Raw genomic sequence first — 13597 nt, 5'->3', positions numbered from 1 at the left:
CACGCCCGCGATAAGAGAGAGTTCATTGTTGGTGACATCGGTCTCGTCCAGATGGCGTTTTCGACGGTCAGTCTCTGAGATATGCCTTTGCCTGGCGCGGATAGCTGGCTGCGCCCAGCGGCTCGAACGGCTTGCGCCCGCGCGGGTCGACACAGTTGAGCACGGTCCCGATCAGCGGCGCCTGGTTCATGTTGAGGCGCGAGACCGCTGCGGCGAGTTCTTGCTCGGTCGTGTGTCCAAAGCGAACGACCAGCAGCACGGCGTCCGCCAGCGGAGACAGCCAATTCGCATCCTCGACGATGAGCACCGGCGCCGCATCGATCACGATCAGGTCGTAGCTGCTGCGAAGCTTCGCCAAAAGCAGCGTCGCGTCGCTCCAGGTCATGGTGTGGTAAGTCTCGCCGTCCGCCGCAGCCCCTGGGCTGACCAGCGCGTCCAGGCGGTTGACCTCCGCTACCGGCCGTATCACGCCGTCTGCTTCAGGCACTTCGAGGCGTTCGGGGATGAATGATAGCTCGGCATCGTCGTCCATCGCGCGAAGCGTTGGGGCCGCCGCCTCGGGGTCGAGGCTCATGTAGAGCGTTTTGAGCCCATCGTTCGCGGCGGCGAATGCCAATCCCCAGGCGACGGATGTCGCCCCTTCCTTCGGCAATGGCGAGGTGATGACGATGACGCCCTTGGCGTTGCTGACCTGGGACCGGCACACCAGGAAGAGCGAGCGGAAGGCTTCCGCGATGGTCGAGCGCGGCTTGTCGACCAACCTCTCCAGCATGTGGGGGTCGCCACCAAGCAGCGAGCGCCGGACTTTCGGGATATTGGCCAGGTTCCGCAGCCGCACGATCTCCGTAATGCGTTGTCCGGAGCGTATGCGGCTGTCGCCCGCCTCGAGCATGACCGCCACGATCATTGCAAGGACTGTCGCGGCGGCGCCGCCGGCTGCCAGTATGCGTTTGCGCTGCGGGAACGAGGGAGAGGTCGGGACTGCCGCGACGGACACCACCCGCGCGCTGGGCTTTGCGATCTCAGCGAAGGGATCGAGGCCTCCGAGGCGAGCCACCACCAGATCGTGCAGCTTCTGATCCGCCAGCAGGTCACGCTCGAGCTCGCGCAATCTGATTTCCGCCAGGCTCCGTTGCTGCAAGGTCGTCTGGAGTTCCGAGATCTGGCTCTCCAGTTGCTGCGCCCGGTCGCTTACGACCTTTTCCTCGCTCTTGAGATCGTCCACGATGCGACGGACTTCCGTGTCGAGCATGCTGGCGACACTGACGAGTTGCGCGTCCGTCTGCGCGATCTGCGGATGTCCGGCCGCGAAGTTGGACGAGTACTGGGCGCGTTGGCGCATCAGCACGGCCCGCTCCCCCCTTAGCGTGGCCAGAAGCGGCGAATCCAGCGACGTACCCTCGAAATCGCGGGCCTCGGCGATGGCTCGCTCACCCTGCTCGCGGCGCGCCCGGGTCGCGGCCAGTTCGCCGCGCGCCGTGGTAAGCTGCGATCCCATATCCTCGAGCCGCTTGCGGACGATGTCGTCGCGCTCGCTCGACGCCAGCTCGTTCAAGCGCCGGAAGTCCGTTATCGCCCGCTCGTTCGATGCTATCCGGGAGGCAACCCTGTTGGCCCGTTCGCGTAGGAAATTGACGGCGTCGGACATCGACTTCTTGCGGAGTTCCAGCGACCACTCGACGTAGATATTTGCGGCCGTGTTGGCGAGCGTCGCGGAGAGTTCCGGGTCAGGGGTGCTGACGCGAACGGTCACGGCGAAGCTGTCGCCGCTGCGGGTAACGTCCGTGTTGGCAAGCAACGACGTAACCGCACGGTCCCATTGAACCGATTTGCTCGGCAACTTGCGCGCGCCCCCAGTCTCGTCCCAACCGAAAAACCCGAGCAACGCCGATTTCACCTTGCCCACGAGATGACCGACTGCCGAACCGGGAGAGTCCGCATCGCGTTCGCCCGCGAGGTAGGTATTGAACCAGGGGTGCTCCATCAGGTTCGTCGCGTCGACGACCTTGCCCGCGAACACCCGCGACTTGATGATGTCCATCTCCGTCTCGATGGCGGAACGGTCACGCTCCTCGCTGGTCAGTTCCGTGACGGTTTCCATGAGCTGTCCCTCGCGACGCTCCAGCACCAGCGTGGCGGATGCCGTATACGTGTCGTCCATCGCCAGAACCGCAATGATTAGCACGATGCAGCTGAGCAGCACGAAGCCGCCGATGAAGTAGGACCTGCGAATGAAAAGCGAGACGACTTCCCTGACGCCGATAACGCCCGAGTTTCGCCTGGAGGGGTGACCTTCAAGTGAAGCGTCCGTCTCGATCAGAGGACTGGCTGTATATTGCTTGTCCATAACCCCTCGCGCCTAATCGTTCGCGTCAGCGTTCTGTGAACGTGAGTTGATCGCGCCTTCGCCCTAGTTCCTATTCAGCGTTCTCGGTCGCCACGCCGCTGGAAATCTGTTCGCCGTCGCCCGCCAAGACATGCAGATACTCTTCGAGATTGGTCCAACCATCGCCATCAAGATCGTCGTTCGCATCTCTCGGATCGGTGTAGTCCAGCCCGTGCGAGCGTTCCCAGTCGTTCGACATGCCGTCCCGGTCCTGATCGGCCGGAGCCGGCGTCGAGGCGAGCAGCGGCCAGCCGCCGACGGAGCGCGGATCATGTTTGAGCAGCTTTCCGGATCTCGTACGGACGGCGTCCACGGTGCGGCGATCGACACTATCGCGGCCCGGGCGCGTGGCTCCCGCGCCCGCCAGCACGTCCTCATAAGCCTGCGTCGCGCTGGTTGTGCGGATGAGCGGAGACGGGAACGCGGCAGGCGCCAGGAATTCGCGCATGTCCGCCTGGATCGCCTCTTCTTCCGGAATCCCGAGTTCCGGTCGATGGGTTTCGTCCAGATTACCGTCCAGGAAAACCGAGAAGCCGCGGTCACGCTCGTTGAAGAGGTGAACGAGGCGGCTGTCTCCGTTCTTTTCCGTCTCGCCCTCAACCTTGTAGTTGCCGACGACATTGGCGCGAACGACTGTCCAGGAATCGCCGAAGCTGATGGCGTATTGCCATACCGGAGAGTAGAGAACATTGTTCACAATACTTACCGAAGAACCGCGCATGCTTGGCACGATCTGCGGATTGCGGAATTTGCCCAGCGCGAACAAGTTGTGGTGAATGGAGAAATTCCCGCCCTTGGTGAGAAGCATGCTTCGAGCGCGGTTGTGCTTTCCCGGCCCCCCATCCAAAAGGGGTTCCGTGATGAAGCTCCATTGAATGGTGACGAAGCTGGCGTCCTCGGAATCTATTGTCTCATCCGACCCCCAGCTCGCCGAAACGTGGTCTAGGATGATGTCTTTGGCCTCGTTTCCGTAGAGGCCGATGGCGCCCGAACAGCAAGACTTGACCTCATGAGGACCGGGACGGACGCGGATGTGCCGGACGATCACATCATGCGCGAGAATCTCGATCGAAGGCCGTGCCTGTTTTGGGCCGTTTCGAATTGCGATGCCGTCGCCCGGCGCAGTTTCGCCGGCGATCGTCAAATAGGGATTGTGAACGGCAAGGGAGGCTTCTTCAAGCGTGATCGTGCCGCTCAGGCGAAACACGCAGGTGCGCGGTCCGATCGCTTCAATGCAAGCGCGCAGCGATCCCTCGCCGCTTTCTGCGGTTGTCGTGACGAAGATCGCACGCCCGCCTCGCCCGCCCTTGGCCGCGGCGCCGAAGCCTTCGGCCGTCGGAAAGGCCCGCTGCCGTCCATCCGGCAATTTCGGCGCCATATGGGTGAAGAGCATGACCGGGTTCGGATCCAGCAGTTCCGCTCCTAACGACCAGGCCGACGACAGAAAGTCCGGGGCGCGCAAGGCCGCCAACGCAACTATCGCGCATCCGATTCCGACAGCCAGGTACTTGAAATATGATGATCGGCCGCTCTGCATCATGATGCGCTCACAGCGGCGGACGTCAGCAGAAGATTGAAATGCGCAGCCGGCGGCTGTGTTTTCCACTGCGGCCACCGGTCATAGTCTCCGCGCTCCGCCACCCAGTACAACCGCCTTCTCAACGTCGCGTACACATAAAGGACGGCTTTGCTGGAGCAGACCGCCTCCAGTTTCTCCACTGCGAACCCAGATCGGTTCAGCTTGGGTAATCTTGACCAGTACCTTGCTGACATCCGAACTCTCTGCAGGTGATCCGGACTGAAAAACGCCTTGGCCCCAAGCGTGAGGCTGCGGCCAGACACACTGCAAAGCCTAGCCGACCGGGCTTGAGCATAGGAGGAGGAAAAGCCTGACGTCGTCGTCGCAGAATCCGCAACCGGCCCTCTCAGAAAGAGAAAAACAAGCCTCTTCCAAATCCTGACTGTTTGGTTTACTATATAGTAACAAATAGGAGGGAGTGGGGCTTCTCACCGCAACTTGCGGTCTACCAAAATCCACAAAGTATAAGTTGTACCCGACAGAACGTGCAGCTGTCTGCTGAGGGGGAGCCATCAGTTGCAAGCTGAGGTGCGTCATGGCTTGGGCAAGCGTAAACGCTGGCAGTACGGATGGGCAGGATGACGAGTCAAGCCTGCTTGAACGGAACAGCGAACATAGATCCGAAGGTTACTTGGTCAGGCGAAGCCCCAAGGGCTTTACCCGGCAGTTTAGATTGCCTTTGGCGAAAAGCCGGACTCGACCGGCGCAGTCGAAAGCATCGGCGAGCGACGTGCCGCTTCCGCAGCGCGACCGCGTTGACCCAATTCATTCGCGCGCCAGCGACCGCATCGAGTTGCGACCGGAACCGCCGGTGGATGCCGTGGAACGTGAACGCCAGCGCATCGCCCGCGATCTCCACGACCAGGCCGGACAGTATTTCGTGGGCATTATGATGCGACTGTCCGCTTTGGAAATGCAGACCGCCGATCAGGCATTGCTCGCTTCCCTTCAAGAGATCGGCGACATGGTGAGCCACTTCGGCGACGAGCTGAGGACGATCTGCGCCGGTCAGCGGGTCGGCGTGCCATCCGGGCGGGAACTCTTTCCCGCGCTTGAACAGTTGACCGCGCGCTGGGAGCATGACGTCGGCATTCCCGTCTGGTTCGACCCACGGCAGGAGGATTGCCGCGAAGTAGACGATGCGGTTGCGGAAGCCGTGTACCGCGTGGTCCAGGAAGCGCTGACGAACATCGCCAAGCACGCTTCCAACGCTTCACGCGTCAATGTGCGCGTGCAGTTGAAGTCAGACATTCTCGACCTGGAAGTCCAGGATAACTCGCACTCCAATCCGAGACCGCCCAGCAGCCGGATGGTCGACCAGCGAGACCATTGCGGCATCGCCGGCATGCAGGCACGGGTGGCGGAAGTCGGGGGACAGTTGAACGTCAAGCGTTCGAAGAAGAGAGGAACCAGTGTCGTCGCTACGATCCCGATGAGGGCGTGCGAGACACCAACCGTCGCAGTCTGGTCATGAAAACTCCTATACGAGTGGTAGTGGTGGACGACCACCCAGTTGTCGTCGCGGGCGCACGAGCGCTCATGGAAGCGTCGGAGGACATCGTCTGCGTCGGCGACGCGAGGACGGGAGCCGAGGCGCTGGACCTGATCCAGGAGACCGATCCCGACGTGATCGTGCTCGATGTCGCGCTGCCCGATACGAACGGGCTGGTGCTGGCGCAGCGCATCGTGGCGTCCGGCGTGCGTGCGCACATCGTCATGATGACGCTTTACGAGGAGCGCACCTACGTGGATCAGGCGCTCCAGATCGGCGCGAAAGGCTTCGTCCAGAAGCGGTCCGCGGGTCAGAACCTGCTGCTTGCGATCCGCACGGCAATGCTCGGGGGATTGTTTCTGGACCCGCCGACAGCCGGGGGAATGTCCGTCACCTCCACAAAGCAGAGCAGCGTGAATGGCGCCGCCAATGGCGCCCCCGAGCTGACCAAGCGTGAGCAGGAGGTGCTCCGCATGGTGGCGCTTGGCTACTCCAACAAGGAGATCGCCTGGCGCGCCGCCGTGAGCGTCAAGTCCATCGAGACTTACAAGGCCCGGGCGGCTGAGAAGCTGCACCTGCATTCGCGAGCGCAGATCGTGCACTTTGCCGTCAAGCACGGCTGGATGAATGTCATCGACGACGTGAAGCAGGGATGAGGCCCGGGCGACCTGCGGTGGTGTGGGCGGCAAGCGCTCCTGCCGGACACGCGCGCCATCCTGCGCACCAGCGTCGCGGCTGACAACGGGCGCAGGGGGCGCGACAGTTTCGTGCGTGTCGTATTTGTCCTCGCAGGTTTTGGCGCGGGCGGCGCTGAAAAGGTGGTCAACCTCGTCGCGCATCACCGGCTCGAGCAGGGCGACGCCGTTCACGTCATCGCCGCCAGCGCGCCCACGACCAGATCCTACTTCCCCTATGACAGCGAAATCTCGCTCGAAACGCTGCAGACCCGCGGAACCACGCGCATCGGCCTCGTTTGGCTGCGCGCCGCCGAGCTCCGTCGGCGCATCAGGGAACTCCAGCCGGACGTCGTGATTTCTTTTCTCAGCAAGATCAACATATTGGTCGGGCTTGCCGCGATCGGACTGGACACGCCCGTCATCATGTCGGAGCGCAACAACTACCAAGCCCAGAAGATGAGCCCGTTCTGGCGCTTGCTTGCTCCCGTGGCCGCCCGGAGCGCTGCGCATCTGGTGATGCAAACGGCGGCGGCCCGGAACGCCCTGCCCCGCGCGCTCGAGGCAAAGGCAGTCGTCATACCCAACCCCGTATCGATCCCGGCCAATGTTCCGCGAAACTCTACCATACCCCCGCGCTTCGTTGCGGTGGGCCGCCTGGAGGAGCAGAAGGGCTTCGACCTGCTGATAGCCGCCTTTTCCCATGTCGTTCAACGACTGCCCTCCGCGACGCTCTCCATCTTCGGAGAGGGCCCGGAGCGTCCAGGGCTCGAGCGACAGGTGAGAACACTCGGTCTTGCCGACCGCGTTAGCCTGCCCGGGGTCACCAATTCGCCTGGGGACTGGCTGTCCCAAGGCGACATCTTCGTCTTGAGTTCAAGATTCGAGGGTTTCCCGAACGTCCTGCTGGAGGCGTTGATGGCCAGGATGGCCACGGTCGCCTTCGACTGTCCCTGGGGTCCCGCAGAGATACTGCAGGGGGATGCCGGACTGCTCGTTCCTGCAGGCGATGTCCACCAGCTCGCCGAAACTTTGCTGCGCGTAGCGACTGATCCCGTGCTCGCCGACAGGCTTGCGGAGCGAGGCCCTGCAGTCACGGCTGGATATTCGAAGCCGGCTGTGTTCGCGCAATGGGATGCGGTTATCGCCGCTGTCGTCAGCGGTCGGGGAAAACCTCAGGCCTGACGTAGAGCTGCGCGGTGCCGTAGCGGTCGGTGATGTCGAAGCCCGGCGCAGGCAGATAGCCATTCATCTGCGCGTAGGCAAGCAGCGGCGCTTCAAGCTCGGGCTCGAACCCCAGGAGGAGCGCCGCGGGCGGCTCCGCTTCCAGCATGGCTGCGACTTTCGTGGGCGACGTCATCTTGTAGAACTTCGCAAGCTCGGGCGGGGTGAGATCGCCGGTCCTGTAGGCAAACAGCCCCGTCGCCAGTTCGGGATAGACGTCGAGCCCCCCCTCCAGCACATAGAGCGGCGCCAAGGTCGCGACCTTGCCGCTGACGCCCGCCTCGGCCAGCCTATCCGCCATGGACACCCCCGCGGCGTGAACGCGCGACACCGTCCATTGCTGCGGCCGCAGCAGCGACCCGGCGTGCTGCACCAGCCGCGGCGCGGCATTCAGCAGCACAACCACGGCCGCAGCGATGAGAACGGCTTGCCCGAAAGGCTTCGCCTCTGGCCTGAGCCAGCCAAAAAAAAGCGCCAGGGCAAGTGGCAGGCACAGCAGCGGCGGGGCGTAATATTGCGGGAAGCTGGGCGTGGGCAGGAGACTGAAGACAACCGCAACGCCCAACGCCCCGACCAGAACCGCAATCGCATCGAAGCGGGAGCCGCCGGCGCGCAGAGCCGGTCCGCCCTTCGGGAATCTCGTCATCAGGATCAGAGCCAGCAGCGCGGATAGACCGATGGCGGTCGCGCTCGCGAGCCAGATGTCGAAAGCCCACTTCACCTTGCCTCCCAAGGCAACCACCGCCTCGTCGCCGGACGCGGCGGCGAGACGCCCGTGCGTTGCGTGCGGTCCGACATGATAGTCGACCACATGCGCGAGGAACCGGTCGGGCTCCGAGACCAGATAGTAGAGGATGGGGAGCCCTCCCACCAATCCGCCCAGCGCCAGCGGGACGACGCTCTTCAGATTGCCCCGCAGCGAACCGGTGCGGGGGAGGAAAAAGGCTGCGACGGCAATCGGAAGCACGAAGGCGATGGCATTGAGCTTGAAGACCACCGCGACGGAGAGGCAAAAGCCCGCAACAGCCATGAGCGCAGGCTGCGCCACGCCATCCCGTAGAGCGAGGACGAACAGCCCCAGACCGAGGAATGAAAACGGAAGCGGCAGCAGGTTGTTCGTCGCGGTCATTCCGGTTTGGCTCAGGAAGAGCTCGTTGGCGGCGAACAGGATCGTGATGCACCAACTCGCAAGACCCGAGCGCGTCAACGCAAAACTCACCAGGCCGACCGCGCCGAGAAGCAGGAGCCAGAACACCAGCATGCCGAGTCGAGCGTCGAGCAGCAGGTAGTCCGACCCGGTGAGCAGCCGCATGCCGTGAAAGAACCAGGCAGCCCCGGGCGGGTGGTTGTAGAAGAAGTCCCAGTAGAGTTGCTGGTCATCGAGCAGTCGCGCCGGCGGAACATATAGTTGCTCGTCCCGGCGGACTTCGTAGTTCATGACGCGAAGCGCGAGACACAAGAACAACACGATGGAAAGCAGGCTGAGGCTCGCGGTGGCGAGAAATCCTGTGCTGCGCTCAGCGCCGGCGGACGGCCTTGGCCGGAAAATTGTGAGCATGCGTTCGATGGGCCCGGCATCCCGGCGCAACAATGCCCGGGAGGTCGCGACGTCGGCGTCCTCGACACGTTGAACTAGCCCATCGTTCACGTGCATGCGTCCCGAACGACCAGTGAATCGGTTGTCACGGCCTGCCGCCGCAACCGTCCTGATCTACCACTCCGACCTGCCCCGCCGGCAGGATGATTTGCGTTAAATGATACGGCTTTAACCCGGCGTTTGCGAGGATTTGCCTGACCGGCGCTGTTCTGGATGTTCATCCAATAATGGCGGTCAGGCGGGACGGATTCTGCAATTGCTGCCGGATCCTGGGGCGCGTTGCAGGCGGCGGAGGTTTTGTACAAGTGGGACAAACTCGCACACTGAGCATGGCTCCGGCGCAATGCTGATGCGCCGATCCGCGTACTGGTCCCCGAAGATACGCAAGCCGACCGCGGCCGGCCGGCAATCACCTACCCTACGCACGCGAGGGCTGTCATGAAAGTCGTTCTCCTTGCAGGTGGTCTTGGCTCTCGACTGGCCGAGGAGACCACGCGCATTCCCAAGCCGATGGTCGAAGTGGGTGGCAAGCCCATCATCCTGCACGTCATGGATATCTACAGCCACTGGGGGTTCCACGATTTCGTCGTGGCCGGCGGCTACAAATGCATGATGATCAAGGCCTTCTTCCAGAGCTTTCATCTGTCGACGGCGGACTTCACCGTAGCGCTCGGAAGCGGCTCGATGACCCTCCGGCCGACGCGCCCCCTCGACTGGAACGTCTCGGTGGTCGATACCGGCCTTCCGACGATGACCGGCGGCCGGCTGCTGCAGCTGCGAGACTGGCTGGACCGCGACACCTTCATGGTCACCTACTCGGACGGCGTCGGCAACATCGATCTCGAGGCGCTGCTTGCGTTCCACCGCTCGCACGGCCGCCTCGCGACAGTCACCGCAGTCCAGCCGCCCGCACGCTTCGGCAACCTCGAAATCGAAGGCGACCGGGTCGTGGAGTTCACGGAGAAGGTGCGCAAGCACGAGACCTGGATCAACGGCGGCTTCTTCGTCTTCGAGCCGGGCGTCCTCGACTATATTCCCAGCCTGAGCGAGCCGCTGGAGATGTCGCCGCTCACCAATCTCGCCAGGGATGGCGAACTGTTCGCCTACAAGCACCACGGTTTTTGGCATCCGATGGACACCATTCGCGACCGCGACTACCTGAGCGGGCTGTGCGAGGTGGACGATCCGCCATGGCTGCGCTTCACCCCCGATACAATTGCGGCCATTGCGCCGTCGAGGAGCACCGTTGCGAGTGGAAGCCATGGGCGCATTCGTGGATGAAGCCTATCTCAGGGAAGCGCTCACGGGACGCCGCGTCCTGGTCACCGGGCACACCGGATTCAAGGGCGGTTGGCTGAGCCTGTGGCTGCGGCGTCTCGGAGCCGAGGTTGTCGGTGTTGCGCTGCCGCCGACCGAGCGATCGTTCTGCACTGCCGTCCAGCTGGACGAACTGATCGACAGCCGCGTCGGCGACATCCGCGACGAGCGCGGGTTCCAGGCGCTGCTTGAAGGGGAAGACTTCGACCTGGTCATCCACATGGCGGCGCAGGCCTTCGTGCGGGCGTCCTACGAGGACCCGGTCGAGACCTTCAAGACCAACATTATCGGAACCGCGGTCGTCCTTGAGGCGGCGCGCCGCATGAAGTCGCTGCGCGGCGTTATCGTGGTCACCAGCGACAAGTGTTATCAGAACCACGAATGGGTGTGGGGCTATCGCGAGCAGGATCCGATGGGCGGCCGCGATCCCTACAGCTCGTCGAAAGGCTGCGCAGAACTCGTTGCGGCGGCGTATCGCGCTTCGTTCTTCAGCAATCCCCATGGACCGCAGCTGGCCACGGTGCGTGCCGGAAACGTGATCGGAGGGGGCGACTGGGGTCCGGACCGGCTGGTTCCCGACCTGATCCGGGCCGCCGAGGCGCGCTCGCCGGCTCGTATCCGCAATCCGGCGCATGTCAGGCCCTGGCAACACGTTCTGGAGCCGCTGAGAGGCTATCTCATGCTGGCCGCGCGGTTGATCGACACCGGCTCTGGCTTCGCCGGCGGCTGGAATTTCGGCTCCGACCGCGATGCGGCCGTCGATGTGGTGACGCTGGCCGACCTCGTCGTCGACAAGTGGAACGGCAGCACGCCCCTTTACGTCATCGAAAAGCGGTCGAACGAGCCGCCTGAATCGGCTGTTCTGCGCCTCGACAGCACCAAATCCTACGTCCAGCTTGGCTGGAAGCCGCTGCTGTCTATCGACCAGGCCGTCTCGCGGACAGTCGAATGGCACCTGAGATACCAGCGGGATCCGGCATCCATCCGCAGCTTTTCCCAGCACCAGATCGCCGAATATGCGGCAGGTTGGGCCGTGAGCAGCGAGAAAACGTTGGAGCCCGAACGCACGGTGAGGACTCCCGCATGCGTGTGAACCACGGCCAGTCGGTACACGGCGTCGAAGGGCCCGCAACAGTTCTCGAAGTCCTGCGCTCAACGACCCACGTTGGCGCGTCGTGTAGTACCTAGGTCTAGGGCGATGTCACGCATTCTCATAACCGGCGGCGCTGGTTTTGTCGGTTCGCATCTGGCGGACGCGTGCATCAAGGCAGGGCACGAGGTGCACGTCACGGTCCGGCCGGGCGGCTGCGATCAAAGGCTCAGGCATCTTGCCGGCACGGTGGTGATCCATCGGGTTGATCTGCGGAGCGGTGAAAACCTGGCGACCTGCCTGGCGGATGCCCGTCCGAACCTGATCTTCCATCTGGCGGCTTCACCCCGGCGGCCCGTGCGGCCGCATCTGGAGGACGCCACGGAGAACATCCGGGAGTACCTGGATAGTCTTGTGACTTTGCTTGCGAAGGCTTCGGATGCCCAGCATCCGCCGGACCGGATCGTGCGGACCGGATCCGTTGCCGAATACGGATCGGCGCCGACGCCCCACCGCGAAGAGACGCGTGAGCAGCCCGAATCCGTTTATGCCGCCGGTCTTGTCGCCGCGGCCCACTATGTCGGCGCCTTGCAGTCGCGCTTGCCCTTCCCGGTGGTGACTGCCCGCTTGTCCTTGATCTATGGCCCAAGGCAATCCACCGAATATCTCATCCCTTATCTGATTGCGTCATGCCTAAAGGGCGTACACGCTACGGTGCACAGGCCCTCCGACCGGCGCGACCTGGTCTTCGTGGAGGATGCCGTGGATGCCTTGCTTCTCATGGCAGACGCGGAGCTTGCCGGCGCCACGGTGATCAATGTGGCGAGCGGCTATGCCCCGACCATGCGGGACGTCGCAAGGCTGGTGCTCGCCAGCACCAGTGCGTCACCGGATCTCATCGAGTACGGCCATGGAAGCGGTTCGCGCGAGGCCAGCGTTCTTCGGTCGTCGCCCGACCTCGCGAAGCGGATGCTTGGCTGGCAAGCCCGCACCCCCCTCGACGAGGGTCTTGCGCGCACAGTGGATTGGTACCGGCAGCAGGGCAATCCCGATCGAGCGGAGGACGACAGGCCTTCCATGGGATCGGCGACGTGCCATCAATCGGGAGCAATGTGATGGCTGCAGCGAAGCCCCTGAAAGTCTCGGTGCTGGTCCCGGCCTATAATGAAGAGCCAACCGTGCGGCGCGCCTACGAGACCATCGTCGAGGTGTTCCGCCAGATCCCCGAATACGACTACGAGATCATCTTCACCGACAATCACTCGACCGACCGCACGTTCGAGATCCTTAGGGAGATCGCTCGCGAGGACCGCCGCGTGCGCGTCATCCGGTTCAGCCGGAATATCGGCTTTCAGCGCTCCCTGCTGGCGGCATACAAGGCCGCGCGCGGCGATTGCTCTGTCCAGATCGATTGCGACCTGCAGGATCCGCCCGAACTCATTCCCCGCATGCTGTCGCTGTGGCGCGAGGGCAACCAGGTCGTCTACGGCATACGACGGACGCTCACCGACGACTGGGCGACCGCAACGCTGAGAAGGATTTTCTATCGCCTGGTGAGGGCGCTCAGCGAGGACGACCTGCCCCTCAATGCAGGTGAATTCCGGCTTGTCGATGCCTGCATACTTGCCGAACTGCGGCGTGTCGACGACACGTCGCCTTACGTGCGCGGACTGATCAGTTCCATGGGGTTTCGCCAGGTCGGCTTCGAGTATGACCGTCACGCACGCATCGCCGGGAAGAGCAAGTTTCCGCTCATGGCGATGCTGGCGCTGGCCGTTGATGCCGTTCTCAATCACTCCCTCGTGCCGCTGAGACTGGCCTCGATCACCAGCGTGATCGCTGGCGCGGTCACGTTGGCTCTTCTTGTCGGATACTTCTTCGCCTGGCTTCTGTTCGGTCAGGAATGGCCGCGGGGCTTCGCCACCACGACCATCCTGCTGCTCATGTCAATCGCTCTCAACGCAATGTTCATGGGCATCGTCGGCGAATATGTGGGCCGCATCTTCATGCAATCCAAGCGCCGACCGCGCACCATCGTTGAAGAGACACTGAACCCCGAGCAGCGGTCGCTGCGCGTGCTTACCGAAGCGGAGCTGAAGGCGGGCGATCGGGCGGCCGGGACGACGCACTGACCTCATGCCGGCGCCGTCGGCTCGCGGCTCCGTCGCCGGCAGGCCGATAATTTTCCTGACCTGACATGCACCAATCGCGCCGACACCATTGCTTTCAGCCACGGCT

Annotated in this window: 10 protein-coding genes; 7 read left to right on the top strand and 3 right to left on the bottom strand. The window is 63.2% G+C overall.

The genetic code is table 11. The features are described from left to right. Nucleotides 1-67: 67 nt before the first annotated feature. Both PD284_RS13365 and PD284_RS13360 read right to left on the bottom strand, forming a co-directional pair. Nucleotides 68-2347 (bottom strand): GumC family protein, encoded by a 2280-nt coding sequence (locus PD284_RS13365; protein WP_274628683.1) that lies wholly within the window; start codon nucleotides 2345-2347, stop codon nucleotides 68-70. A gap of 70 nt (nucleotides 2348-2417) precedes the next feature. Then, complete coding sequence (locus tag PD284_RS13360; RefSeq protein WP_274628682.1) at nucleotides 2418-3857, bottom strand: pectate lyase; 1440 nt, start codon at nucleotides 3855-3857, stop codon at nucleotides 2418-2420. A 643-nt stretch (nucleotides 3858-4500) separates the two neighbouring features. On the opposite strand from PD284_RS13360, the gene PD284_RS13355 reads away from it, so the two are divergent. The 3 genes from PD284_RS13355 (at nucleotide 4501) to PD284_RS13345 (ending at nucleotide 7316) form a co-directional block, all read left to right on the top strand. Next, the gene (locus PD284_RS13355; RefSeq protein ID WP_274628681.1) at nucleotides 4501-5439 is read left to right on the top strand and encodes a sensor histidine kinase; all 939 of its coding nucleotides are present in this window, start codon (nucleotides 4501-4503) and stop codon (nucleotides 5437-5439) included. Between the two features lie 23 nt (nucleotides 5440-5462). Then, the gene (locus tag PD284_RS13350) at nucleotides 5463-6113 is read left to right on the top strand and encodes a response regulator (RefSeq protein ID WP_274628680.1); all 651 of its coding nucleotides are present in this window, start codon (nucleotides 5463-5465) and stop codon (nucleotides 6111-6113) included. A 111-nt stretch (nucleotides 6114-6224) separates the two neighbouring features. After that, nucleotides 6225-7316 carry a glycosyltransferase family 4 protein gene (locus PD284_RS13345; RefSeq protein WP_274628679.1) on the top strand — a complete coding sequence of 364 codons (1092 nt, stop codon included), beginning with the start codon at nucleotides 6225-6227 and terminating at the stop codon, nucleotides 7314-7316. On the opposite strand, the gene PD284_RS13340 is transcribed toward PD284_RS13345, so the two are convergent. Next, nucleotides 7288-8793 (bottom strand): hypothetical protein, encoded by a 1506-nt coding sequence (locus tag PD284_RS13340; RefSeq protein ID WP_274628678.1) that lies wholly within the window; start codon nucleotides 8791-8793, stop codon nucleotides 7288-7290. The genes PD284_RS13345 and PD284_RS13340 overlap by 29 nt on opposite strands. Before the next feature lie 597 nt (nucleotides 8794-9390). On the opposite strand from PD284_RS13340, the gene rfbF reads away from it, so the two are divergent. The 4 genes from rfbF to PD284_RS13320 all read left to right on the top strand — a co-directional run bounded on the left by rfbF (nucleotide 9391) and on the right by PD284_RS13320 (nucleotide 13491). Further along, a complete protein-coding gene (gene rfbF, locus PD284_RS13335) occupies nucleotides 9391-10233 on the top strand; it encodes a glucose-1-phosphate cytidylyltransferase (protein WP_274628677.1) in 843 nt (280 codons plus the stop codon). Further along, nucleotides 10214-11362 carry a CDP-glucose 4,6-dehydratase gene (gene rfbG, locus PD284_RS13330; RefSeq protein ID WP_274628676.1) on the top strand — a complete coding sequence of 383 codons (1149 nt, stop codon included), beginning with the start codon at nucleotides 10214-10216 and terminating at the stop codon, nucleotides 11360-11362. Before rfbF ends, rfbG begins: the two co-directional genes overlap by 20 nt. Before the next feature lie 105 nt (nucleotides 11363-11467). Continuing rightward, nucleotides 11468-12475: an NAD-dependent epimerase/dehydratase family protein gene (locus tag PD284_RS13325; protein ID WP_274628675.1), complete on the top strand. Its 1008-nt coding sequence runs from the start codon at nucleotides 11468-11470 to the stop codon at nucleotides 12473-12475. Then, entirely contained in the window at nucleotides 12475-13491 is a 1017-nt protein-coding gene (locus PD284_RS13320) for a glycosyltransferase family 2 protein (RefSeq protein WP_274628674.1), read from the top strand. The genes PD284_RS13325 and PD284_RS13320 overlap by 1 nt, the downstream gene beginning before the upstream one ends. Nucleotides 13492-13597 lie beyond the last annotated feature (106 nt).

It is taken from the genome of Mesorhizobium shangrilense (assembly GCF_028826155.1).
Classification (GTDB): domain Bacteria; phylum Pseudomonadota; class Alphaproteobacteria; order Rhizobiales; family Rhizobiaceae; genus Arvimicrobium; species Arvimicrobium flavum.
This window is presented reverse-complemented; position numbering and strand designations above follow the sequence as displayed.